Origin of the sequence: Nitrospira sp. KM1 (assembly GCF_011405515.1) — a bacterium.
Taxonomy (GTDB): domain Bacteria; phylum Nitrospirota; class Nitrospiria; order Nitrospirales; family Nitrospiraceae; genus Nitrospira_C.
In genome coordinates this window covers 3,599,826-3,622,938 of record NZ_AP022671.1, presented here as the reverse complement: position 1 = coordinate 3,622,938, position 23,113 = coordinate 3,599,826, and the positions used below count along the sequence as shown (strand labels likewise).

Here is a 23,113-nt window from a genome sequence, read left to right as displayed (position 1 = left end):
GCTGAAGCGACTCAGCTCTCAGGCCTCATTTCGACATCCAGCAGCTTGATCTTGCGATGCAAGTGGCTCCGCTCGATCTTGAGATCCTCGGCGGTCCGTGAAATGTTCCAGTGATGCTCCCGCAACTTGCGTCCTATATAGTCCTTTTCGAACGCGTTTCTTGCATCGCGAAGCGAATCGAACGTCTGGGAGAGCACCGGATTGGCGGAAGGCATGGACGCCGGGATGCTCGAAGCGGCTGCCCCTCCCGCCGGCTGGCGGCCTTGTAACGACATGGCGGCCTGGTGCGTGTCGATCACGGACCCCGGCACCATGATCATGAGCCGTTCGATCAGGTTTCTGAGCTCCCTGATATTGCCCGGCCATTCGTACTGCTGGAACACATGCATGGCTTCCGGTGTGATTTCTTTCATCCGAAGCCCTTGTTCTTCGGCATGTACGCGTAAAAAATGCCGTATGAGCAACGGAATGTCTTCCCGCCGTTCACGCAGCGGCGGCACTTCGATCGGGACGACGTTCAAGCGATAGTATAAATCCTCACGAAATGCGCCTTTATCGATTTCCTTGAACAGATCCTTGTTCGAAGCGGCGAGGACCCGAACGTCGACCTTCATCAGCTTCGTCCCGCCCACCCGGGTGAACTGCTGTTCCTGCAACGCGCGAAGGACTTTGGCTTGGGTGCTGAGGCTCATGTCGCCGATTTCATCGAGGAACAGCGTGCCGCCGTCGGCCTGCTCGAACTGCCCGCGCTTCATCGAGGTCGCGCCGCTGAACGATCCTTTCTCGTGGCCGAACAACTCGCTTTCGATCAGCGTCTCGGGAATGGCCGCGCAGTTCACCGCGACAAACGGCCGGTCGCCCCGCGCGCTTTGAAGATGGATGGCCCGCGCCACCAATTCCTTGCCCGTGCCATTTTCCCCGCCGATCAATACACGGCTGTTGGTGGGGCCGGCCGTTTCGATCAATTGCCGAAGCTGCTGCATGGCCGCCGATTGTCCGACCAACTCGAACTTCCGCTGGACTTTGGTGCGAAGAGAGCGGTTTTCCTCTTCCAACCGATACTGCTCCAGTGCGTGCTTCACGCGCAGCGTCACATTTTCGAGCGACAGCGGCTTCTCGATATAGTCGTAGGCGCCGAGTTTGATCGCCTTGACCGCCGTCTCGATCGACCCGTGGCCGGACATCATCATCACCTGGGCGGTGGGAACCAGCTCCCGCACCCGCCGGAGCGTCTCGAGCCCGTCCATTTCGGGCATCCAGATATCCAAGATCATCAGATCCGGGGGATCCATCGTGAAGATCTTCAGCGCTTCCCCTCCCGTTTTGGCTGTGGCGACCTCGTATCCTTCGTCCTGCAAAATGCTGCTCAGCGAGGACAGAATGGCCTCTTCATCATCCACGACTAGAATTGAAGCTGACATGCGTCGTTTCCCCTCCGCCAAGAACTGACTGCACCGGCTTGTCCGCCCATCACGGGCCACCCTCCGGCAGTGGAATCACACCGGGAGTTCAAACGTAAACAAGGCTCCGCGAGGATGATTGTTTCCCGCGCTGATCTGCCCCTCATGATCGGTAATGATGCGCCGCACGATCGCCAACCCCAGTCCCGTCCCCGTCTTCTTTCTGGTGAAGTAGGGCACGAACAGCTTTTCCTGATCCTCGGCGGCGATCCCGGTCCCCTCGTCCGCGATGCTGACGACCGCGCGCCGGCGTTTCGTGTCGTACTGGGTCGTCAGCCACACCCGCCCCTTCTGGTTCATCGCCTGAATCGCGTTGTCGAGGAGATTCACGAGCACGCGTTTGATCTGCTCCCAGTCGAACTTGAGGGCGGGCAGATCGTCGTCCAGCGTCACGAGCAATTGAATGTCCTTGTGCGCCCCGCGGTAGAGCGCAATCACCTCGTTGATGACGTCATGCAGCGATTGCTGCGCCAACTGCGGCGCCGGCAGCCGGGCGAACTTGGAGAACTCGTCCACCATGTGTTTCAAGCTCGTCACTTCGTTGACGATGACGTTGGTGGACTCGTCGAACACCCGTTCGAAATCCGGCGCCCGTTCGAAGAACTTCTTCCGCATCCGTTGAGCGGAGAGCTGAATGGGCGTGAGCGGATTCTTGATTTCGTGGGCAACACGCCGCGCGACCTCCTGCCAGGCCGCGACCTTCTGGGCTTTCAACAATTCGGTCAGGTCCTCGAACACCAGCACGATGCCGAGGTCTTGGTCCAACTCATCCTTCATGCGCGAGCCGTGCAGCGCGATCGTCAGAAATTTTCCCTCGACCTCGACCGTGCCGTCCATCGTCAGATCATCGCGCTGGTCCACCAGCATCCGGTCGTAGAGCGTCTGGAAGAGCGTGAGCCCGAACTCCTTGAACACGTCATTGGCCGACCGGTCGTGGAAGCGGTCCGCGGAAAGGCCAAGAATGCGCTCTCCGGACGGATTAAAATTGGTGATCTGGCCGTTCCGGTCGATCGAGACGAGGCCGGCGGCAATCGTTTCGACGACCGTTTCGATATAGGCGCGGCGTCGATCGAGTTCCAGGTTGTTCTGCCGCAATGACCGGTTGGCGGATTCGATCGCCGATTTGTTCCCCTGCAGATCCGCCGTCATCCGGTTGAATGATTCGATCAACGTCCCGATTTCGTCGGTCGCCTTCGCGTCGATGCGGACGGACAGATCGCCCTGCGCGATGGCTTCCGTGGCCTCGGCCAGCCGTTGAATCGGCACCGTAATGCTCCTCGCCACATAAAACCCGAACCAGGTCGCTCCGAAAAGAATCAAGACGGTGATGACGGCGACGAAAAGATAGGCGCCGGCCTTGATCGGGTTTTTCATCGCCTTGATCTGTTTGTATTCCTCATACTGGCGGCCGATGCCTTCCATCTTGGCCAGCAGAGACTCCGGCACATACGCATCGACCACTACGACCCCGCCCACTTCGCCGCGGCGGCCGCTCAACGCGATGGGCGCCGCGGCCCTGACCAGACGGCCGGTCTGCGCTTCCTGGACGGTGTTCGTCTCCTGCTTTCCGTTGATGGCCTGAAGAATGAGCTGTCCGATTGGTAGATCCAAGACTCCAGGGGGCACTTCCGGGTCTAACGATTTGGTCAACGTTTCCATCTTGGATGAAAACACCTCGATGCCCGCCACTCCAAACTCCACCCGCTTGCGCGCCATCGCCGAGACCAGCAGATCGCGCTGTTCGGGGAAGAGCAGATCCTCACGATAGATTTCCTGGCTAATCGCCCTTGCGCTGTTGACGGCCAGTGTGATGTGCCCCGCATGCTGCATGCGGGCCACTTCGTAGGAATCCCTCATGACACGATCGATCTGATCGCTGAACCAGACATCGACGGCTTTGTTCACCAGCCCGCTCGCGACCAGAGCCAGCAGCACCGTCGGAATCAGCGAAAATCCGATGAAGGCGGCCACCAGTTTTGTGCGGAATCCGGAGCCGAGCATCCGGTGCCGGCGTTCGAAATAGGCCTTGATGAGATTTCTGGACAGCAGCAAGAGCAGGACGACGACCCCGATGAGATCGAGGTTGATCAGCAGCAGCACCAGCGCATAACTGGTCGGCAGGATGAAGGAGTCCGTATCCTCGCCGCCGGGCTCGACCATTTGTGTGTAGTAGAACGTCAGGGCGAGACACGACATGAGCAGGAGCAGGACGATCCATACCGGCCGCAGGTGGCGTTTTCGTCTTTCGGGTTCGGGGTTCAGCCCCGGCAGAGCGGACACACGGCCGCCGGGCGCGGTGGAGGCCGGTTGGGAACGGCGATCCGGTCCTTCCCAGGCCAGTGACCCATGATCTTTTTGAAGGTCACTCACGTCCCGCGTTCCTTCCGGTCGGGGGGTTTCAGCCACGGGTGCAGATCTCTGACAATAACGGAGTTGTTGTTGCGGCTCACACGGCCGCAATCGCGGCGGGATTATGATCCGGTGGTCAGGCTCACGTATTTCATGCGCAAGGCGTAGAGCATGTCCCGCAACACCGCTTGTTCGTCCGATGTGAGGTTGCCCTTGGTTTTTTCCTCCAGGACAGACAGCAGATCGATGATTTCCTTGGCCTGCGGCAGATTGACTGGCATGGAGGGTTGCTGGGGTTCCAGTTTTTCCCCCATCAACATGAGCGAAGAGCTTCCCAGCGAAATCACGAACGAAGCAAACGTCACCGGCGGCGCGGCTTTTTCATCCGCTTCCCATGATGGCACATGCGGCGGATGCTCGGCCGCCGAAGCAGACGGTGGAGGCGGCGCAGGAGCCTTCTCCGCTCCTCCGGAGCCTCGCCGATCTCGAATGACGAACCCCTCTTCCTTGTCTCCCGCCACTGCTTATGCCTCGCAAATTCCAGATATCGCGGAAGCCTACCATAGGCATCCTGGGGTCGCAAGATCCAGCCGCCGCGTTGAAGCATCCTTCGAACCGAGTATAATGCGCCTCTCACATTCGTGAAGGGTTTGATCATGTCTGAGCGGTTTCAAAAGTTGATCGCCCTCATGGCTGCCTTGCGCGCGCCGGAGGGTTGTCCGTGGGATCGCAAACAAACTCATGAGTCACTCAAACCGTATCTGATCGAAGAAACCTATGAAGTCCTCGATGCTATCGACCATGCGGACCGTGCCAAGCTGCCCGAGGAGCTGGGCGACGTGCTCCTCCAAGTTCTCTTTCACAGCCAGATCGCCTCAGAGGCGGGGCACTTCACGGTCGACACCGTACTCGATCAACTGGCTGACAAGCTGATCCGACGTCACCCGCACGTCTTTCCCAACGGTTCGACCGATCCGAAACCGGCCAATGCCGACCAGGTGTTGGCACGCTGGGAAGACATCAAGCAGGCCGAGCGCCGGGCGGCCGGGCGGCCGGAATCTGTGCTCGACGGCGTTCCGAAGACTCTCCCCGCCCTGCTTCGGGCGTATCAGATTCAGGCACGGGCATCCCGCGTCGGATTCGACTGGACCCAGGACGAGACGGGATTCGATCAGGTCTTGAGCAAAATTGAAGAGGAGATCCGCGAGCTCCGCATGGCCATTCGTGCGACGGGATCGGACTCGGACGGCCGGCAACGGCACATCGCGGATGAATTTGGCGATGTGTTATTTTCGTTGGTGAATCTCGCGCGTTTCATCAAAGTCAATCCGGAGGACGCATTGCGGCAATCCATCAGCCGATTTATCGAACGGTTTCAATATATCGAAACCCGAGCTTCCGCGTCCGGGCGTTCTGTCGGCGAACTCTCCCTGGACGAGATGAACGGATTATGGGATGAAGCCAAGCGTCGTGGATCCGAAGGAGCACGGCCATGAGTGACGAATACGAAGAGGGCAAGCGCGCGGGCATTCATCCGCTGATCGTCGTATTCAGCGTGTTAATAGGCCTCTGGCTGTTCGTGGCGTTGATCGTACCGAGTTCGAAGAACAAGCAGGCGGCCGGCACCGAGGGTCCGACGGTCCCCATGATTGAGGATCCCGAAGCCGCGCCGGTGATTTTCAAGGTCCAGGCTACGGTTCCCGAGATGAACGCGGTCAGCATCGTCGTGCCGGCGCAGGCCACCGACAGCCAGGTGATCGGTCTGCTCAAGCGCTTAAAAAAAGAACGCCTGGCCGGATCGCTGACGGACTTGGTTCCGGCCACGACACCGGGCCATACGCTCGGAGATCACTCGGTGGCCGATATTTATGTGGTATCCGACCCTAAGTATGCGCAAACCGAGGTCATCAAGACCCTGACGCGCGGCGCTCATGCGCCGGGAGGCCTCTACCCGGACGCCGTGCCGTTCGAGGTCGCCATGGAAGAGATCCGGGGGCATTACCGCATCGACATGAATAACACGGGCGCGCCGGATGCAGGTTCGATCGGGTTTGCCGATGAATCCGGCGTCCATTCCAAGCACTATCGCAAACTTTTCTAGACTCAGAGACCGGTCCGCGTTTTGACCTCGGCCCGCAGGCGCTCCTGTTCGCGACCCGCCCACTCCTCCAGCTTGGGAAAAAGATGCGCGTGTGCGCCGGTAAACGGGGCCACGATCACGTCCCGCCGGTCGGACAACAATCCCTCACGATCCGCGATCTTCAATTTTTCATCCGCGATACGCCGCGACAACAACTGCCCGATCAGCAGCTGTTGCCCGGGTGTACCGTTCACTGTGCCGAGGAGTTTGCCCCTGATGATATCCAATTCATCGGTGATCGATATCTTCACACGCGCGGCGTGCGGCATCGGCCACATCGGCCGCTGCAATGAATAATCGTAGGAGAACACCGGTTCTCTGGGTTCTCGAAATGGTCCGCTGACGTGCAGGATTGTCAATGTATTGTCCGTGGGCATGGGCGAATCCTTATCTCCGTTCCATTCCTTGGCTTGAAAGATGTTGCATGACACGCTCGGCGGCCAGAGCTCCATCCCTGATGCAATCGGGTATGCCCACTCCGCGATAGGCCGCGCCCGTCAACACAAGTCCTCCGTACCGGCTCAAAGCGGCCTCGAGCTGAGCCAGCCGATCGAGATGCCCTATGACATATTGCGGCATGGCGTTGACCCAGCGGTTGACTTCCGCAAATGTGGGTTCAGCGGTGATGCCGCAGATCGCCCGTAACTCCCCCTTGATTCTCTGCACCAACGCCTGATCGTCGAGTTGGAGGATATCCTCCCGTCCGACTCCTCCGACATAGCAGCGCGCCAGCAGTTGATCAGCCGGAGCGCGGTGCGGCCATTTCAACGAGGTCCACGTGGCGGCAATCAGGTCCTTCTGTTCCGTCCGAGGCACGACGAATCCAAATCCCTGCACCGCACCACCGATGACGGCTGCAGGATAGGCTATGGCAATCGTCGCTGTCGAGGCATAGGGAATCATGTCGAGTAGCCCTCCGGCAATCGGGGTCAACGGCCGCAATAATTCGGCCGAGGCGTAGGCCGGCGCCGCGAGTACGAGACTTTCCGCGGAGAGAGCGGATCCGTCGCTCAACATGATGTCGTACATCCAACGCCCCAACGCATGTGAACGCACTCGCAGGGATTCGACCGTCGTGCCGGATCTGAGCGTGACGCCCTGCTCGGTGAGCCGCCGAACAATGGCTTCCACAAGATCCGCCAAGCCGTGTTTCAGGCTGACGAACATGGTGCGCGGCGTTCGTCCCGGTTCGGGCTGTTCATGAGCCGTTCGTGCAGCCATCATGCCGCGAATTACACTCCCGTGCTCGCGCTCTAATTCGATGAATCTCGGAAAGGTGGCGCGCAGGCTCATGTGCTCCGCGTCACCGGCGTAGATGCCGGCCAGAAGAGGCTCCATCATGCGTTCGAAGACCTGCCGGCCGAATCGACGGCGGAAAAATGAAGCCACCGATTCGTCGCCATTCTGCGGTGAAGCGGGCATGACCAAATCCAATCCCATACGGGCAAGTCCCAGCGGAGTCAGCAATCCGCTTCGTAGAAACGGCGCGATCTGACCGGGTCTGAGCACGACCAAGCCTTCCGGCAATTCGCACAGACGTCCGCGGCAATAGACGAATGCCTTCTTCCCGGTTTCGTTCGTATTGATCAGCTGATCGGTCAGGCCGAGCTTATGGACCAGTTGCAGACCGGCCGGCTTTTGAGACAGAAAGGAGTCGGGTCCCGCTTCGGTCAGGAGATCCCCGATGCGGTGCGTGACGATCTTGCCCCCCCATGATCGATCCGCATCGATGAGTGTGAGCCGGAGTGGAAGGCCTTCCTCTTTCGCGCGTTCCACCAATGCAAACGCGGCCGCAAGACCGGAGATGCCTCCGCCGACGATGGCAACGGTACGAGGATTCTTCACGGACGGACGAGCTGACGCGACACCTGAGGGAGGAGCCGCATCATGAGGTTTGAGTGTGCCTTGAATCGCATGCCGGACTCATCTGCGGAAGGCATCCATCACGGAAGCATCGCATGAAACTAACCATCGTTAGCCGGTATGCACCCGGCTTTCAACGGCAGGACGTCAGCGCTGACTCAGCTTGTGAATCATGTCGATGGCTGCTGCCACGTGATCGATCGGGGTGGTCGGCAGAATACCGTGGCCCAGGTTGAAAATATGCCCGTTGCGCCCATCGGCCCGGTTCAGGATATCCTCGATCCGCCGTTCGATTTCGAGCAAGGGCGCATACAGCGTCACCGGGTCGAGATTGCCTTGCACAGCCCGGTCATAGCCGATCATGGCCCACGCTTCGTCGAGATGGATGCGCCAATCGACTCCGATGACATCACCTCCGGCCTCGCGCATCTGGCGAAGAATGGCAGTCGTGCCGGTCCCGAAATGAATCATCGGCACGCCTTCCCGCTTCAAGCCTTCAAAGATCATCTGCACGTGCGGCAACACGTATTCGGCGTAGTCGCCGGCTGACAGGCATCCGACCCAGCTGTCGAAGAGTTGCACCGCTTGCGCACCGGCCTGTATTTGACGGCGAAGATACCCGGTGACGACCCGGGCCAATTTGTCCATCAGTTTGTGCCAGTTGTCCGGCTCGCGATACATCATGGACTTGGTCAAGACGTAGTTGCGGGACCCACCACCCTCGATCGCATAGCTGGCCAGCGTGAAGGGAGCGCCGGCAAATCCGATCAACGGAACCTTGCCGTCCAGTGCGCGGCGGGCCTGTCGGATAGCCTGGCCGACATAGTCCAATTCATGGCCGTCGATGACCGTCAGCCGCTCGACATCCGCCCGTTCACGGACAGGATTGTGAATGACGGGTCCTTCGCCTTCGGCAAACTCCAAGTCCAAACCCATGGCCTCGAGAGGAAGAAGAATGTCCGCGAAGATGATGGCGGCATCGAGAGGGAACCGGTCGATCGGCTGAAGCGTCACCTGCGCGGCCAGTTCGGGAGTCTTGCAGAGATCCAGCATGGAATGCTTCGCCCGCAAAGACCGGTATTCAGACATATATCGTCCGGCCTGGCGCATAAACCATACAGGGGTGCAATCCACAGGCTCGCGCCGACAGGCTTTGAGGAAGCGATCATTCATGGCTGCGGCATTCTAGGTGTGGCCGATCGAACGTGTCAAATTCAACCGGCTTGTACCTTGTGCCGTCGATCAGGATTTGCGCGTTCAATAGACAGCGCCGCTCCTTCCAGTACAATACACACAGCCCAATCCGGCCCGCGGAAATTGCCTATACCAATCGTGTTGACTATTATGTATAATATACTTCCATTCTCGGGCAGCGATAGTGTCTATGTCCTGGCCGGGCGTTCTGCGGCCTGCCCTGTGATCCACCAACAGCTGCCGCGGTTTCATCGATCTTGAAGAATTATGTAGTGTGTGCCGGGCCTCTTTTGGCCGGGCCTGACCGGAGGTAAACGAATGTCCGACGTTCGCACTTTGCGCCCAACCAAGACCCAAGATGTGTGGTTCACCGTGCTGCGTTGGTTCGATTCCTGGGCCGGGCTCGAGCACATGAAGACCGACGGAGTCCCCAAAGTCGACTGGTTGCGATGCGTGCCCATCATCGCCGTCCATCTGATGTGCCTGGGGGTCATTTGGGTCGGCGTCAGCTGGATTGCCGTCGCGGTCGCGGTCGCCTTCTATTTCCTCCGCATGTTCGCCATTACCGGTTGGTATCACCGATACTTTTCCCATCGCACGTTCAAAACGTCGCGCGCCGTCCAATTTGCCTTTGCCGTCCTCGGCAGTTCCTGTGCCCAGCGCGGTCCGCTCTGGTGGGCCGGCCATCATCGCCACCACCATATCGCGTCGGATACGCCCGGTGATGTCCATTCGCCTCGGCACGGAGGATTTCTCTGGTCGCACATCGGCTGGTTCACGTCACAGACGCATTATGCTCCGCGCTTGAAAGGCATCGCGGATTTCGCCAAATATCCGGAGCTTCGATTCATCGACCGTTTCGACATCCTGATTCCAATATTGACGGGCTTTGGCATGTTCGGACTCGGGAAGATGCTCGAACTGTATGCGCCTGAACTCGGCACGAACGGCCCGCAGATGCTGATCTGGGGATTTTTCATTTCTACCGTCGCGCTCGTTCACGGGACCTGCACGATTAATTCCCTGTCGCACGTCTACGGATCACAGCGTTACGAGACCGGCGACGACAGCCGGAATAATTTCATCCTCGCGCTGATCACCATGGGCGAGGGCTGGCACAATAACCACCACTATTACCCCGCTTCGACGAGTCAGGGATTTTATTGGTGGGAGATCGACATGACCTATTACTGTCTCAAGGCCATGGAGTGGATGGGATTGGTCTGGGATATCAAGGAAGTGCCGGTCTACGTCAGGGAGCAAAAAAGCAAGCACGAGGCGATCGCCGTCTAGAGGCTCTCACGCCTCGGCCGGAACGGCCTCTACATCCATTCCGGTTCATCCTCGGATGGCGGACGTTGCGCAGGGCGGCCGCCATAGCTGCTCCGGATTCTTAAGCTTTCCTGATTCAATTCGTCGATATCGCCCTCCGACACGACCCACGCCTCTCCGGGGAGAAGCTCGAATCGATAATGCTGTTTACCGGCTGAGAACCATTCGATATAGGGATGCGGCGCGAGATTCGGATGGGGATCGAAGGAGATCAGATTCACGCTGCCGAGTTGAGGATTTTCCATATCCCCGATGACCTGCGCCGCCAGATCGTCCTCTTCGAATTTCGCATTGCGAAAACGGATGAGCCGCCCGGCAAGGTCGGGTTTGAAATTCCCCGCTAAGAGAAAATCGATGGAGCCAACGGCCGCGAAGACGATTTGGCCCGTGACGATGCCCTCCATCCGATTGTCCAGGAACCCCTCCTTCACCCAACGCCCGTTTCCAAATTTCTGTGCCATGCTGTCCCCTTCGCCTTAGGCCACTTCCGCGACGGCGGTCGGCACGGCACGGTCGCCGGAACCGGACGCGCCGATGACGACCGCTGCGAGGATCAACCCGCTTCCGATCCATCCTTGGAGATCCAGCGTTTCTCCGAGAAAATACCACGACAGCCAGGCCGCATAGGCGGGTTCCGCGGCAAACACCAGCGCCACCTGCTGAGCGGGCACATGCTGCTGCGCCCACATCTGTACGGCAAACGCTCCGGTCGCGAACCCGCCCGTCACAGCCAACCCAAGGAGCAACACCCCGGTCGGCGCAAACGCATCGGACGGAGGTCGTTCCCATCCCATCGCCGGAATAAACAACAGCGTCATGGCCGCCATCTGCCACCACAACATGGACGGCGCGTCGAACTCGCGTGTGAACCGTTCAAGACAGACGATATGACCGGCAAAGGCGACGGCGCAACCCAGCGTCATCAGATCGCCGATATTCATCGTTGCGTTGGGTTTTACCAACAACCAGAGACCCAGCGTCGCCACCGCCGTCGCCAACAGCACGCGCCCGTGGAATCGACGAAGCATCAGCGGCACGACGATGACATACAGCGCCGTCAGAAATGCGGAGTTCGATGCGCTCGTATACCGCAGCCCGACTGTTTGCAGGACATAGCCCAGGAACAAGAAGACCGTTGCGACGCCGCTGGCTGCCAGAATGCTCCGCCCGCGGCGAACCGTGCGCCGGGCAAGTACGAACCATGCTCCGACCAGCGACGCGCCCAGAAGGAATCTCAGAAATAGAAACGACAGCGGCGGGACCTGATCCAGTGCGAGCTTGGTCGCAGGAAAGGTGGCGCCCCAAATTAGCGTCGTCAGCAGGAGTGCGAGTCGTGGCATGGCCTTCAGCCGAACCTGCACCAGGCGCTAGAAGCCGAAGGGGCGTCGGAACGCCGATTGCAAATGGTCGTCCGATGTTCGTCGTGGGCGGTCAGGGTTTGCAGAGCGGACATCGACGCTGCTCGTTCGTCCCCGCCTGCTCCATGGCAGCGAGGGCCCGCTCCTTATCGGGGTAATCGAACCACCCTCCCGCCCAGTAATCGGTGGAGGCCTGGATCGACGGAACTTCCGAACATCGATCCTTGTGCAACGTGACCCGATCGATCGATCGCGCGATGTGAATCCAATAGGTCATGGAATCAGGACATGCCGTTGTCGGAGTTCTCAATGAGCAGGGGAGGAAATCGTTCGAACGAACCCTCGATGCTGCTCCCTCATGGGATGACTACGGGAGGAGTTGCCACTCGTCCTTCTCGATGAAAACCTTTACGCCCGTTTCGAGTTTCTTGACGTCGTCCTTTTCGAAGAGGCGAAAATATCGCTCGATCCGATCATCGTCGTCGATCCGCTCTTCCTGCATCATGCCGTTGTGGCCCTTATACCGCCGTATCAACACCGCCATCGCCGAACCTCCTCCCTCCGCTCGAATATCCCCTAGTCTTGAAACCAGGCAGGTGTGCTACAATACGGCATCGCTGAATGAGGGGTCAAGGGTACTGCCTCCGACCGAATGGGGAAGGAACACTGATGCCGATTTACGAATACCGATGCGGCGGTTGCGAGAAAACCTTCGAAGCCACCCAGTCCCTCCACTTCAGGGCCGAAGATACAATTTGCCCGTTTTGCAACGCTCAGGATGCCTCCCGGATCATCTCCGCGGTCTCCTCGAACGTCGTGGGAACGCGGAAGCCCGGATTCTCAGAGATGAAAGCCTACAACATGCTGAACGAGCGCATGGACAAGTTTAAGAGACTGCCTCCGCTCGGCGGCATGCGGAATACTCCCCCGCCGAACATCACACCCAGCCCGGATTCGTCTTCGTCGGATCCATCCAAACAGTGACTCGCGTCAATGGTCAGGGAGACACACCAGCGAATGCATAGGACCCGGATGAGCCTCCGCGCACCGTCCGCCTTATGCCTGACGGTGCTGCTGTGGCTGACCGCTCTTCCCTCCCTCGCGGAAGTCTCAGGAAACCTCGTGATTGCCGGCAACGGACCCGAAACCACGACCATCGAGGCGCTCGCGCGCGCATTTGAGAAACAAAACCCGCGCGCGTACGTCGATGTCCTGTGGGACGATCATTCCAAGCCTGTCGACATGGTCAAGTCAGGGGATGCGCAACTGGCCGTCACCGGTTCGGAAGAACAGGGACTGGCTGCGGCGCAGATTGCCTGGGACGGCATTGTGATCCTGGTTCATTTGTCGAATTTCACCAAGGAAGTGACCAAACAGCAGGTGGCCGACCTGTTTTCTGGAAAGGTGAAAGAATGGTCGGAGCTCGGCGGGCCGGAAACGAAAATTCTCCTGATCGACCGGCCGAAAAATCAGAATATTCGGGATGCATTTGAACAACAGCTCGATATCGTCGGCAAAATTCCCGACAGCGCCAAAGTCATCGCCAAGGATGACAAAGTGGTGAAGACCGTCGTCGGCACATTGCCGCCGCTGTCCGCCACCGCGTACATCTCGTTAGGCCAGGGGCTGTCCGTGGTCTCGGGAGGCGTCGCCGTGCGGCTCCTTGCCATTGACAAGGTCGAGCCGGAAATTCCGACCGTTTCGGATGGGCGCTATCCCCTGAGACGGCCGGTCCTGCTGCTGTCGAAGAAAGAGCCTAACCCTCTGATCGATGCATTCATCCAATTTGCGCTTTCGGCGCCAGGACAACAGATCGTCGGCGAATCGTATATTCCTTTTAGGCGTAAATAATCCGTCACGAGATTTTTTATTTTTTTGAGGGAGGGTCCTATGACGATATCGCGTGTCGCGCTGTCTATGATGATGGGACTGGCCGGGTGTCTCGCGTTTCAGGTGTCGTTCCTTCAGGCGGAAGAACAGAGTGAGAAGGGTGCCATCGTGGAGGGTGCCGGCTTTACGCTGTACGACATGGAATCGATCAAGGGCGTGGACTCGGAAAAGGTGGAACATGATCCTGTCTGTGACCGCAGCCGGCGGCCGAAAATCATGAAGGTCGAACCGGACGACGTCAAACCCGGGGACAAAGTTGTGATTTCGGGAGAGAACTTCGGCACCAAGGAATGTTTTCATACGGTGACATTCAGCGCCGCGCCCAAGGCCCCCGTGACATTCCGATTCGTGAACGAAACGACGATTGAGGCGACGGTTCCGGAAGCCAAAGCCGGCATGTCGTTTTTGATCATCGTCGCCGGTGGCGGCAGCGCACAGTCGAAGCCCCTTTTGATCAAAGGTCAGTAACACGTCCGCCCGGAAAGCCTGTTCGCTTTCCGGGCTGGCTTCCCACTCGGTTTCCGGCCAACTCCCTCGACAGCGCTCGCGACCATATGCTAGCTTACGCGTTCCTTTGCGCCGGTCTTCATCGGAGCGACGCGTGGGTCTATTAGGAAGCCAGCCCGACATGTTCAAGAAAATCCTCGTGGCCAATCGTGGTGAGATCGCAATGCGAATCATCCGCGCCTGCCGCGAGCTCAATATCGCCACCGCCGCCATCTATTCCGAGGCCGATTCGACCGGTATTTACGTGAAAAAAGCGGACGAGGCGTATCTCGTCGGACCCGGTCCCGTGAAAGGATTTCTCGACAGCCGCCAGATCGTGGACTTGGCCCTCCGTATCGGCGCCGACGCCATCCATCCGGGTTATGGATTTCTTTCTGAAAACGCGCAGTTCGCCAAGCTCTGTGGCGATTCCGGGATCACATTCATCGGGCCGTCGCCCGAGGCCATCACCGTGATGGGCAGCAAGGTTCGGGCGCGAGAGTTGGCTAAAAAGGTCGGAGTGCCGATCGTCCCGGGAACCGACGGCGGAGTCACGGAGGTCAAACAGGCTCTGGCGTTCGCCAACAGAGCGGGCTATCCCGTCATGATCAAGGCCAGCGCCGGTGGCGGAGGGCGCGGGCTTCGAGTGGTCCGGTCGAATGCCGAACTGCGCGAAAACATGGAAGCGGCCTCTCGTGAAGCACAAGCCTCATTCGGCGACGGGAGTGTCTTCCTCGAGAAATTTATCGAGCGGCCGCACCATATCGAGTTTCAAATTCTCGCCGACCGCCATGGCAACATCATCCACTTGGGGGAACGGGACTGTTCCATTCAACGGCGACACCAGAAATTGATCGAGATGGCGCCTTCCTTGATCCTGACGCCCAAGCTCCGGACGGAAATGGGAGAAGCCGCCACGACGATCGCACAGGCTGTAAATTATGACAACGCCGGAACCGTGGAATTTCTTCTCGACCAGGAAGGCCGATTCTATTTTATCGAGATGAACCCTCGGCTCCAGGTGGAGCATACGGTCACCGAGCAGATCACCGCCATCGACATCGTACGGAATCAGATCTCCATCGCAGCAGGCAAACCGCTCGAGATCGAGCAGAAAGACGTCATCCTGCAAGGACATGCCATTCAATGCCGCATCAATGCCGAAGATCCGAAGAATAACTTCATGCCTTGCACAGGCACGGTGACGGATTACTTGTCCCCTGGCGGCATCGGTGTCCGCATCGACGGCGCGGTCTATAAGGACTATACGGTTCCTCCCTATTATGATGCCCTGCTGGCCAAACTGACGGTCCGCGGCCGGACGTGGGAGGAAACTGTAAATCGCATGAGACGCTCGCTCGAAGAATATGTGCTGCGTGGGGTGAAGACCACGATTCCCTTCATGAAAGCCATCATGCAGGACGAGGATTTTGTCGCCGGACGATTTGACACTTCCTATCTGGACACTCATCCCGACTTATACGCCTACGATGAGTTCAAACAGCCCGAAGACTTGGTACTTGCCCTCGCGGCTGCCATTGCCGCCTACGAGGGGCTATAACGCTCCCAGGCCTTCGCCCCCAGGACTGACACCATCATGGCCACCAAGCGATCTCACACGAAAAAGTCGATGCAAAAGAAGCGTGCACGTCCCCGCTCCCAGAAACCGTCAAAGCCCCAGGCGATCCGTTCTCAGGATTGGCCGATTCAGCCGGCAGCGGGAAAACAGGTCCTCATCACTGAAGTGGCGTTGCGCGACGGCCATCAATGTTTGCTCGCCACGCGCATGCGCACGGAGGACATGCTTCCGATCGCCCAGAAATTGGATGCGGTCGGATTCTGGTCGCTGGAAGTATGGGGCGGCGCGACCTTCGATACCTGTCTTCGCTTTCTGAAGGAGGACCCATGGGAACGGCTGCGCGCGCTGCGGGCCGCCATGCCGAATACCAAACTACAGATGCTGCTGCGGGGCCAGAACATCGTCGGGTATCGTCACTATGCCGACGATGTCCTCGATAAGTTCATCGAACGATCGGCCGCGAATGGGATCGATGTCTTCCGGATCTTCGACGCACTGAATGATATCCGCAATCTCGAACGCGCCATCCAGGAAGTCAAGGCATGCGGCAAGCACGTAGAGGCCGCCATCTCCTACACGGTCAGTCCCGTCCATCGTCTCGAGGGCTTCGTGGAGATGGGGAAACGCCTCGAGGATCTCGGTACCGACACCATCTGCATCAAGGATATGGCAGGACTGCTGGCTCCCATGGACGCGTACATGCTCGTCAAGAGTCTGAAACGAGCCGTCAGTGTGCCAATCCATCTCCACTCGCATTACACATCCGGAATGGGAACAATGTCGGCGCTCATGGGGATTCTTGCCGGCCTCGATATTCTTGACACGGCCATGTCCCCGCTGGCCGGAGGGGCATCGCATCCGCCGACCGAATCGATGGTCGCGTCCTTGCGACAGACGCCGTATGACACCAAGCTCGACCTCGGGGCCCTGCAGCCGATCGCAGACCATTTCCGCACCGTGCGTCGGAAGTATCGCCAGTTCGAAAGTGACGTGACCGGCGTCGATGCCGAAATCCTGACCTCTCAGATTCCTGGAGGGATGCTGTCCAACCTCGCCGCGCAGCTCTCCGAACAAAACTCGCTGGACCGGATGAAGGAAGTGCTGGACGAGGTGCCGCGGGTCAGAAAAGACATGGGGTATCCGCCGCTCGTGACGCCTACCAGTCAGATCGTCGGCACCCAGGCGACCCTCAACGTGTTGACCGGCGAACGCTACAAAGTCATTACGAATGAAACGAAGAATTATTTCCTGGGCCTCTACGGCCGCGCGCCGGGTCAGGTTGACCGCGACATCATGGCCCGGGCGGTGGGAGACGAGGAACCGATCAAGAGCAGGCCGGCCGACCGGCTGGAACCCGAGATGGAGGCGGTGAAGAAGGATCTTCCCGCTTCAGCGGACACTGTGGAAGATCAGCTCTCGTTCGCGCTCTTTCCGGCCATTGCGAGAGATTTCTTCGAGGCGCGGGAACGGGGCGACCTCGTCCCGGAACCATTGGAAGAGATGGATGCCAAGGGTCCCGCCGGCGGCGGCGAACTGCATCTCGCACCGGTCGAATTCAACGTAACTGTTCATGGAGAAACGTATCACGTCAAGGTTTCCGGATCTGGCCGCAAAACCGACGGACGCAAACCCTATTACATCCGGGTCAACGATAAACTGGAAGAAGTGTCGCTCGAACCGATTCAGGAAATTCTCGCGGGCGTTCCCGAAGCTCCCGAAACCGGTGGTGGACCGAAACCCAAACGTCCCAGGCCGTCGAAACCCGGGGACGTGGCGCCGCCGATGCCCGGACGCGTGGTCAAGATCCTGGTCGCCAAAGACGATCAGGTGAAGAGCGGAGATCCCCTGTTGATCATCGAAGCGATGAAAATGGAAAGCCGGGTCCCGGCTCCGATCGACGGGAAAGTGACTGGCATTCTCGTCATCGAAGGGGAGAATGTGAAAACGGATGAGACCGTCATCCAGCTGGAGTAGGCGTTCGGTCCGCACCTTCGCCGATTGGTTTACCCGGCGCTTCCGTCTCCCGTTCCTGGCATCAAGCCTCTGTTGTCTGATCATGGCCGCTTGCGCTTCGCCGGATCACAACCCGACGCACCTCGACGCCTTCATCCGCCTCCCCATTCACCGTGTTCAAGTGCACGGGCAGACCATCGCCTATCTCGACACCGGAACGGGCGATCCGGTCATTCTGATCCATGGATTCGGCGGATCCATGTGGCAATGGGAACATCAGCAGATTCCGCTTTCCCGCCACGTACGCGTCATTACGCCGGACCTCATCGGCTCGGGCCTTTCTGATAAACCGGATGTTGCCTACAGTCCGGATCAAGTGCTGGACTTTTTCCTAGGCTTCATGGAGGCGCTCCATCTCTCACGCGCCACGCTCGTCGGCAATTCCATGGGAGCGGGCTTGGCCATGGGAATGGCGCTGTCCCATCCCTCCCGCGTGGACAAGCTGATCTTGATCGACGGACTTCCGGATCATGTGCTGGACAATCTGAACAGCCCTTCGATCAAACGCGCGCTCGAAACCAGCGCCCCTTCATGGCTCGTCTCACTCGGCAACCGGCTGTTCGGTGGATTCATGACCGAGTCGATCCTGAAGGAAATCGTCCACGATCCCGGTCTGTTGACCCCCGCCGTCATCGAACGGTCCAACCGGAACCGGAAACGTCCCGGGATCATTGCTCCCATCATGACGGTGCGCAATAATCTTCCACTCTGGGAATCGGGCTTCGCCAAGCACATCGGCCAGATCACTCATCGGACGCTGATTCTCTGGGGCGAGGAGGACCGTGTCTTTCCGCTTTCCGTCGGCGAGCACTTGCAACGACAAATCGAGGGCGCGGCGCTGGTGCGCATTCCGGATGCCGGACACATTCCGATGTGGGAGCAACCGGATATCAGCAACCGAGCTATGGTAGAGTTCCTGAAGTCGTAGTCTTCGAGCGTTTCACTGGAGGGAATCATGAGGTCGTACACGCATCGCCTGATCTCGACATGCGCCGTGCTTGCCTGCCTGGCCGGTTCCGCCTGCGGAGGAACAGGGTCCGGATCCATCTTTTCCTATAAGAACCTTCCCGTAGCGGGAGGCAGTGCCGCGGCGGGTGAAGGCCATACTGTACTGTTCAAAGGCAGTCCGGTGATGTTGAGCGGAACGGGCATCAAGGTCGGAGACCCTCTCCGCGACGTGAAGGTCGCCCAAACGGACCTCTCGCTCGTCAATATTGTGGAGACCAAGGGCAAGGGCAAGGTCCGTATCATCAGCGTCGTGCCATCGCTGGACACGAAAGTCTGCGAGCAGCAGACGCATTTCCTCAGCGAAAAAAACAAGGGGCTCGACAAGATGGTCGAGATGATCACCGTGAGCATCGATACCCCATTCGCGCAAAAACGGTTTGCCGAAGAAGCCAAGATCGCGAACGTGACGTTTTTGTCCGATTATCGCGGCGCGGATTTCGGTAAAACATACGGCCTTTTGTTGAAAGACCCGCATGTGCTCGCTCGCGCCGTCATGGTGGTGGACCCGCAAAATATCGTGCGGTATCTGCAGATCACTCCTGAACTGGGCCAGTTACCGGACCTCGAGGCCGCCTTTGCCGCTGCCCGGTCGCTGGTGACGTCCAGCTAGCCGATTGATCACAACCAGTGGGGAGCGGCGTCCTGCCAATTCCCCGGCGGCAACAATCTCGGCGGCTCGTCGCCGCCGTAGCAGAGACGAGGACTCATGGCACATTACGACTTGCTTGTGATTGGAACGGGACCGGCCGGACAAAAAGCCGCAATCCAGGCGGCCAAACTCGGTAAGCAGGTCGGCATCATCGAGCGCAAGGAAGTCGTCGGCGGCGTCTGCATCAACACCGGCACGATCCCCAGCAAGTCGTTGCGCGAGGCGGTGCTCTATCTATCGGGATACCGCCAACGGAATCTGTACGGGGCGGGTTATCGCGTCAAGGACGCCATCGCGATCGAGGATCTTGCCTTCCGCGCCAACCACGTCATTACGCGTGAAGTCCGGATCGTCGAAAATCAAATGGCCCGTAACCGGGTCGACATGATCTACGGCCAGGCCGGTTTTGTGACGCCTCATCGCCTGCAGATCCGGCAGCGAGACAGTGTCATCGAACATGACGCGGACTACATCGTCATCGCCGTGGGCACCGAACCGGCCAGGCCTCCTCATGTGCCGTTCGACGAAGAATCGATCATCGACACCGACGGACTCCTGACACTCAAACGCATTCCGGACTCCATCATGATCGTGGGCGGCGGAGTGATCGGGGTCGAATACGCGTCCATCCTGGCGGCGCTCGGCATTCCCGTGACACTCATCGACAAGCGGCCCAGGCTGTTGGAATTCGTCGACGCGGAAATCATCGACACGCTGCAGCGCCAGATGAAAGAGATGGGGATTTCCCTCTTTCACGAAGAAGAAGTCGTCGGCATCAAGAAAGGCTCGGATCATCGTATTCATGTCACCCTGCACCATGCGCAGCCGATTCAGGCCACGACGTTGATGTATGCCATTGGACGGGTCGGCGCAACAGCCGGCCTCAATCTCGAAGCCATCGGCTTGAAGGCGGATACACGGGGACGCTTGGTCGTCAACGAGCATTTCCAAACCGCCATCCCACACATCTACGCGGTCGGCGACATCATCGGATTCCCGGCCTTGGCCTCAACCTCCATGCAACAGGGCCGGCACGCGTCCTGCCATGCGTTCAATCATGCGGATCGGACCGACACCGATCTCCTCCCGTACGGCATCTATGCCATCCCTGAAATTTCCATGGTCGGCCGCAATGAAGAGGACCTGAACAAGGCCGAGGTGCCCTACGGCGTCGGCATTGCGCGGTACCGTGAAATAGCCCGCGGGCAGATCATCGGCGACGAGAACGGGATGCTGAAACTGCTCTTCCACAGCCGCACGCATGAACTGCTGGGTGTCCATGGAATCGGGGAAGGCGCTACGGAGTTGATTCACATCGGGCAGGCGGTGATGGCCTATCACGGCACCATCGATTATTTCGTGGACACGGTGTTCAATTACCCTACCTTGGCCGAATGCTACAAGGTGGCTGCTCTGGACGGCATCAACCGCTTGCCGCGCCCCTGGCCACCGATCAACTGACCGGACCGCTTCCCCGCTCCGTCTCATCGTGGGAAACGGTCTTCATTGGAAAGGAGATCCATGTCGTTTACCGCCCATCTGCGCAAGCTCGCGGCGCCGATCTGGAACGCGCAACTGACCCACCCATTTGTGATGGAACTGGGAAGCGGCGCGCTGCCGGAACGGAAATTCAAGTACTACATCCTGCAGGATGCCCGCTTCCTCGCTGACTTGTCCCGTGTATTCGCCGCCGCGGCGTTGCGCGCGCCCGATTCGGAATCCGCGCTACGCTTCGCCAAACTGGCCGAAGAGACGATTACGGTCGAGCGCAGTCTGCACGAAGGTTACGGGGGCCGTTGGAAGATGACCGCCAAACAGATGTCCACCGTCCCCATGGCTCCAACGAACTATGCCTATACCAGGCATATGCTGCAGATCGCTCAATCGGGCTCTGCGGCAGAAATCACGGTGGTCGCCCTTCCCTGCGCCTGGATCTACTGCGTGGTGGGGCAGCATCTATTGAAGCATGGCCCTCCGGGCAAGCAGCATCCGTATCGCAATTGGCTCATGCTCTATGCTTCACCGGAGTTTGCAGAAGTTCAGCGATGGATGCGACGGCGCGTGGATCAATGGGCCAAGAACGCCGGTCTCGCGGAACGGCGGCGCATGGAAGAATCGTTCGTCATCAGTTCCCGCTATGAATGGATGTTCTGGGAGATGGCATGGAACGAGGAGAAGTGGCCGGTGTGAGTTGGTTGGGCCCGCCTTCGATGCTTCACGTCAGTCGGACGTCCTGAAATGACTCTCAAAGCCGTCTACCTCAATCTCGGCGGGCTGGGTCTCCTGGCGGCGCTCCTGGGATGGATCTACTGGCAGCACACCGGTTCCCGAGCGGTGCCGGCGCTGATCGAAGATCTTCACGGAAACGACCTGCAGGCGCAGCTCCTCGCGGTACACTGGCTGGGCACGCTCGGCGATGATGCCAGACCCGCCGTGCCGGCGCTCGTCGAGCAGGCGCTCCACCATCGCGATGCCAACCTCAACGCGGCTGCGGCCAATGCCCTGAGATTTTTAGACCTGGCCTCGGCGCGAGCCGTCATGCAGAGCTATCTGCCCGCTCTGGCCGACCCCCGAGAAGAAGTCCGAAGAAATGCCTGTGCCGTCCTGGGAAGGCTTGGTCTGCTCGCAAAACCTGCCATTCCCTCGCTGATCGGCATGCTGGGGGATACGGACGACACCGTTCGCGAACGTGCTGTCGCGGCGATCGGCGCCATCGGTTTGCCGTCCGTCGACGTGGCCACGGCGCTGACGACGGCGCTGTTCGACAAAGCTCCGATGGTCCGGTTCCAAGCTGCCTCTCATTTTGCATTCACGGTTCCCATTCCCGCGAGTGCGGTGGCTCCGCTCAACAGATTGAAACAGGACTCCGACCGATCGGTCGCGTCCCAGGCGCGGATCGCCCTGGACCGAGGCGGGGGAATCGATCGCACGGACGTCCAGCTTCTCATCGCTCAATTGCGAACGCTGGATGAACGAGACGGCGCATTGCACCGTCTCGCGCGTTTGGGTCCGCTGGCGAGCGACGCGGTTGGTGTCCTCGCTGACATATTGCGGGATCCTCTTCCCCTCCATCGCTATCTTGCAGCCACGACATTGGGGGAAATCGGTCCCGATGCCAAAGATTCGCTTCCCGGCTTGGAACAGGCGAGCCACGATACTGATCCCATCGTGCGTGAGGCCGCGGCCCATGCCCTGAACACGGTCGGGGGGGTTCGGCGATGACGCCCGTACGTGGCAAGGAATCGGACCGCTGGCTGGCGCGCGTCGTGACGATCTTATTCTGGGGAGGCATTCTTCTCGGCCTGTGCATCCCCTGGTTCGCATCGATTGCGGTGGATCTGTGGAAGCACGGCCATTCGATGACCCAGGGGGTACGTCAGGTTCAACTTCATCTGTTCGCTCCGGGCTACAACTTATTCCTGGTCGGCCTGCTGAATGCAATCCCATTCGTCTTGTTTTCCGTCTTCGCGCTGTTTCACCTTGGACTGGCCTCTTCCGACAATCGCCGGCTCATTCGCCGCCGGGCAACGGCCGTCATCTGTACCGGTTTAGGATTGATCGGAATCAGCGCGTGGGTGCAGGTCACCACACTGTGGTATCCGGACGCGCAAGGCGCTCTCGCCTTCGTGATTCTGCCGCTTCTCCTGACAGGCTTCATCCCCCTCGGCTATGCCCTGGGCCGCCTGATCGGCGCGTTGATCTTCCGCTGATCCGTCGCGTTTCCATCGCTGGACAGAATTCTTCAGCTGAGTATATAAAGGGCGGGCATCCCTGACGGGACGGAGCACTGGA

The 23,113-nt window shown here is 59.2% G+C and carries 24 protein-coding genes; 14 read left to right on the top strand and 10 right to left on the bottom strand.

What is annotated here, in order from left to right:
• Positions 1-11: 11 nt before the first annotated feature.
• The 3 genes from W02_RS17100 to W02_RS21330 all read right to left on the bottom strand — a co-directional run bounded on the left by W02_RS17100 (position 12) and on the right by W02_RS21330 (position 4,330).
• A complete protein-coding gene (locus tag W02_RS17100; protein WP_173049858.1) occupies positions 12-1,421 on the bottom strand; it encodes a sigma-54 dependent transcriptional regulator in 1,410 nt (469 codons plus the stop codon).
• A 75-nt stretch (positions 1,422-1,496) separates the two neighbouring features.
• Positions 1,497-3,830 (bottom strand): PAS domain-containing sensor histidine kinase, encoded by a 2,334-nt coding sequence (locus W02_RS17095; RefSeq protein WP_173049856.1) that lies wholly within the window; start codon positions 3,828-3,830, stop codon positions 1,497-1,499.
• A 101-nt stretch (positions 3,831-3,931) separates the two neighbouring features.
• The gene (locus tag W02_RS21330; RefSeq protein WP_197742049.1) at positions 3,932-4,330 is read right to left on the bottom strand and encodes a DUF1844 domain-containing protein; all 399 of its coding nucleotides are present in this window, start codon (positions 4,328-4,330) and stop codon (positions 3,932-3,934) included.
• A gap of 135 nt (positions 4,331-4,465) precedes the next feature.
• Between W02_RS21330 and mazG the strand changes: the two genes are divergently transcribed.
• Together mazG and W02_RS17080 are read left to right on the top strand one after the other, a co-directional pair.
• Complete coding sequence (gene mazG, locus W02_RS17085; RefSeq protein ID WP_197742048.1) at positions 4,466-5,305, top strand: nucleoside triphosphate pyrophosphohydrolase; 840 nt, start codon at positions 4,466-4,468, stop codon at positions 5,303-5,305.
• A complete protein-coding gene (locus tag W02_RS17080) occupies positions 5,302-5,910 on the top strand; it encodes a hypothetical protein (RefSeq protein ID WP_173049855.1) in 609 nt (202 codons plus the stop codon). The genes mazG and W02_RS17080 overlap by 4 nt, the downstream gene beginning before the upstream one ends.
• 2 nt (positions 5,911-5,912) lie before the next feature.
• Here the strand turns inward: W02_RS17080 and W02_RS17075 are convergent, their stop codons facing one another.
• From W02_RS17075 to hemE, 3 genes are all read right to left on the bottom strand, one after another.
• Complete coding sequence (locus W02_RS17075; RefSeq protein ID WP_173049853.1) at positions 5,913-6,326, bottom strand: hypothetical protein; 414 nt, start codon at positions 6,324-6,326, stop codon at positions 5,913-5,915.
• A gap of 10 nt (positions 6,327-6,336) precedes the next feature.
• Entirely contained in the window at positions 6,337-7,794 is a 1,458-nt protein-coding gene (gene hemG, locus W02_RS17070) for a protoporphyrinogen oxidase (RefSeq protein ID WP_173049852.1), read from the bottom strand.
• A 165-nt stretch (positions 7,795-7,959) separates the two neighbouring features.
• Positions 7,960-8,985 carry a uroporphyrinogen decarboxylase gene (gene hemE, locus W02_RS17065; RefSeq protein WP_173049849.1) on the bottom strand — a complete coding sequence of 342 codons (1,026 nt, stop codon included), beginning with the start codon at positions 8,983-8,985 and terminating at the stop codon, positions 7,960-7,962.
• A gap of 339 nt (positions 8,986-9,324) precedes the next feature.
• On the opposite strand from hemE, the gene W02_RS17060 reads away from it, so the two are divergent.
• Positions 9,325-10,299 (top strand): acyl-CoA desaturase, encoded by a 975-nt coding sequence (locus W02_RS17060; RefSeq protein ID WP_173049848.1) that lies wholly within the window; start codon positions 9,325-9,327, stop codon positions 10,297-10,299.
• A gap of 29 nt (positions 10,300-10,328) precedes the next feature.
• Here W02_RS17060 and W02_RS17055 read toward each other — a convergent pair whose 3' ends face one another.
• The 4 genes from W02_RS17055 to W02_RS17040 form a co-directional block, all read right to left on the bottom strand.
• Positions 10,329-10,799: a hypothetical protein gene (locus W02_RS17055; protein ID WP_173049846.1), complete on the bottom strand. Its 471-nt coding sequence runs from the start codon at positions 10,797-10,799 to the stop codon at positions 10,329-10,331.
• A gap of 15 nt (positions 10,800-10,814) precedes the next feature.
• Positions 10,815-11,678 (bottom strand): DMT family transporter, encoded by an 864-nt coding sequence (locus W02_RS17050; RefSeq protein ID WP_173049844.1) that lies wholly within the window; start codon positions 11,676-11,678, stop codon positions 10,815-10,817.
• Between the two features lie 91 nt (positions 11,679-11,769).
• Complete coding sequence (locus W02_RS17045) at positions 11,770-11,973, bottom strand: hypothetical protein (protein ID WP_173049842.1); 204 nt, start codon at positions 11,971-11,973, stop codon at positions 11,770-11,772.
• Positions 11,974-12,063: 90 nt separating this feature from the next.
• Positions 12,064-12,240 (bottom strand): hypothetical protein, encoded by a 177-nt coding sequence (locus W02_RS17040; protein ID WP_172834268.1) that lies wholly within the window; start codon positions 12,238-12,240, stop codon positions 12,064-12,066.
• A gap of 125 nt (positions 12,241-12,365) precedes the next feature.
• Between W02_RS17040 and W02_RS17035 the strand changes: the two genes are divergently transcribed.
• The 11 genes from W02_RS17035 (at position 12,366) to W02_RS16985 (ending at position 23,031) form a co-directional block, all read left to right on the top strand.
• Complete coding sequence (locus W02_RS17035; protein ID WP_173049840.1) at positions 12,366-12,680, top strand: zinc ribbon domain-containing protein; 315 nt, start codon at positions 12,366-12,368, stop codon at positions 12,678-12,680.
• 48 nt (positions 12,681-12,728) lie between these two features.
• Positions 12,729-13,547 (top strand): substrate-binding domain-containing protein, encoded by an 819-nt coding sequence (locus W02_RS17030; RefSeq protein WP_173049839.1) that lies wholly within the window; start codon positions 12,729-12,731, stop codon positions 13,545-13,547.
• Between the two features lie 39 nt (positions 13,548-13,586).
• Entirely contained in the window at positions 13,587-14,054 is a 468-nt protein-coding gene (locus W02_RS17025; RefSeq protein WP_173049838.1) for an IPT/TIG domain-containing protein, read from the top strand.
• A gap of 160 nt (positions 14,055-14,214) precedes the next feature.
• Positions 14,215-15,633, top strand: a complete 1,419-nt coding sequence (gene accC, locus W02_RS17020) for an acetyl-CoA carboxylase biotin carboxylase subunit (protein WP_173051534.1) — start codon at positions 14,215-14,217, stop codon at positions 15,631-15,633.
• 36 nt (positions 15,634-15,669) lie between these two features.
• Positions 15,670-17,625, top strand: coding sequence for a sodium-extruding oxaloacetate decarboxylase subunit alpha (gene oadA / locus W02_RS17015; protein ID WP_232068578.1), 1,956 nt, complete (start codon positions 15,670-15,672; stop codon positions 17,623-17,625).
• The gene (locus W02_RS17010; RefSeq protein WP_173049837.1) at positions 17,600-18,592 is read left to right on the top strand and encodes an alpha/beta fold hydrolase; all 993 of its coding nucleotides are present in this window, start codon (positions 17,600-17,602) and stop codon (positions 18,590-18,592) included. The genes oadA and W02_RS17010 overlap by 26 nt, the downstream gene beginning before the upstream one ends.
• A 27-nt stretch (positions 18,593-18,619) precedes the next feature.
• On the top strand, positions 18,620-19,282 hold the full coding sequence (gene tpx / locus W02_RS17005) for a thiol peroxidase (RefSeq protein ID WP_173049836.1): 663 nt from the start codon (positions 18,620-18,622) through the stop codon (positions 19,280-19,282).
• A 96-nt stretch (positions 19,283-19,378) separates the two neighbouring features.
• Complete coding sequence (gene sthA, locus W02_RS17000; protein WP_173049835.1) at positions 19,379-20,782, top strand: Si-specific NAD(P)(+) transhydrogenase; 1,404 nt, start codon at positions 19,379-19,381, stop codon at positions 20,780-20,782.
• 60 nt (positions 20,783-20,842) lie between these two features.
• The gene (gene tenA / locus W02_RS16995; RefSeq protein WP_173049834.1) at positions 20,843-21,511 is read left to right on the top strand and encodes a thiaminase II; all 669 of its coding nucleotides are present in this window, start codon (positions 20,843-20,845) and stop codon (positions 21,509-21,511) included.
• A gap of 48 nt (positions 21,512-21,559) precedes the next feature.
• On the top strand, positions 21,560-22,543 hold the full coding sequence (locus tag W02_RS16990; RefSeq protein WP_173049833.1) for a HEAT repeat domain-containing protein: 984 nt from the start codon (positions 21,560-21,562) through the stop codon (positions 22,541-22,543).
• Positions 22,540-23,031, top strand: coding sequence for a hypothetical protein (locus tag W02_RS16985; protein ID WP_173049832.1), 492 nt, complete (start codon positions 22,540-22,542; stop codon positions 23,029-23,031). The genes W02_RS16990 and W02_RS16985 overlap by 4 nt, the downstream gene beginning before the upstream one ends.
• Positions 23,032-23,113: the final 82 nt, after the last annotated feature.

Bases quoted from the DNA above. Each gene is read 5' to 3' on its own strand.
- W02_RS17100 (WP_173049858.1), bottom strand. From the start codon at position 1,421: ATGTCAGCTTCAATTCTAGTCGTGGATGATGAAGAGGCCATTCTGTCC.
- mazG (WP_197742048.1), top strand. From the start codon at position 4,466: ATGTCTGAGCGGTTTCAAAAGTTGATCGCCCTCATGGCTGCCTTGCGC.
- W02_RS17080 (WP_173049855.1), top strand. From the start codon at position 5,302: ATGAGTGACGAATACGAAGAGGGCAAGCGCGCGGGCATTCATCCGCTG.
- W02_RS17075 (WP_173049853.1), bottom strand. From the start codon at position 6,326: ATGCCCACGGACAATACATTGACAATCCTGCACGTCAGCGGACCATTT.
- hemE (WP_173049849.1), bottom strand. From the start codon at position 8,985: ATGAATGATCGCTTCCTCAAAGCCTGTCGGCGCGAGCCTGTGGATTGC.
- W02_RS17060 (WP_173049848.1), top strand. From the start codon at position 9,325: ATGTCCGACGTTCGCACTTTGCGCCCAACCAAGACCCAAGATGTGTGG.
- W02_RS17055 (WP_173049846.1), bottom strand. From the start codon at position 10,799: ATGGCACAGAAATTTGGAAACGGGCGTTGGGTGAAGGAGGGGTTCCTG.
- W02_RS17050 (WP_173049844.1), bottom strand. From the start codon at position 11,678: ATGCCACGACTCGCACTCCTGCTGACGACGCTAATTTGGGGCGCCACC.
- W02_RS17045 (WP_173049842.1), bottom strand. From the start codon at position 11,973: ATGACCTATTGGATTCACATCGCGCGATCGATCGATCGGGTCACGTTG.
- W02_RS17040 (WP_172834268.1), bottom strand. From the start codon at position 12,240: ATGGCGGTGTTGATACGGCGGTATAAGGGCCACAACGGCATGATGCAG.
- W02_RS17035 (WP_173049840.1), top strand. From the start codon at position 12,366: ATGCCGATTTACGAATACCGATGCGGCGGTTGCGAGAAAACCTTCGAA.
- W02_RS17030 (WP_173049839.1), top strand. From the start codon at position 12,729: ATGAGCCTCCGCGCACCGTCCGCCTTATGCCTGACGGTGCTGCTGTGG.
- W02_RS17025 (WP_173049838.1), top strand. From the start codon at position 13,587: ATGACGATATCGCGTGTCGCGCTGTCTATGATGATGGGACTGGCCGGG.
- accC (WP_173051534.1), top strand. From the start codon at position 14,215: ATGTTCAAGAAAATCCTCGTGGCCAATCGTGGTGAGATCGCAATGCGA.
- oadA (WP_232068578.1), top strand. From the start codon at position 15,670: ATGGCCACCAAGCGATCTCACACGAAAAAGTCGATGCAAAAGAAGCGT.
- W02_RS17010 (WP_173049837.1), top strand. From the start codon at position 17,600: ATGAGACCGTCATCCAGCTGGAGTAGGCGTTCGGTCCGCACCTTCGCC.
- tpx (WP_173049836.1), top strand. From the start codon at position 18,620: ATGAGGTCGTACACGCATCGCCTGATCTCGACATGCGCCGTGCTTGCC.
- sthA (WP_173049835.1), top strand. From the start codon at position 19,379: ATGGCACATTACGACTTGCTTGTGATTGGAACGGGACCGGCCGGACAA.
- tenA (WP_173049834.1), top strand. From the start codon at position 20,843: ATGTCGTTTACCGCCCATCTGCGCAAGCTCGCGGCGCCGATCTGGAAC.
- W02_RS16990 (WP_173049833.1), top strand. From the start codon at position 21,560: ATGACTCTCAAAGCCGTCTACCTCAATCTCGGCGGGCTGGGTCTCCTG.
- W02_RS16985 (WP_173049832.1), top strand. From the start codon at position 22,540: ATGACGCCCGTACGTGGCAAGGAATCGGACCGCTGGCTGGCGCGCGTC.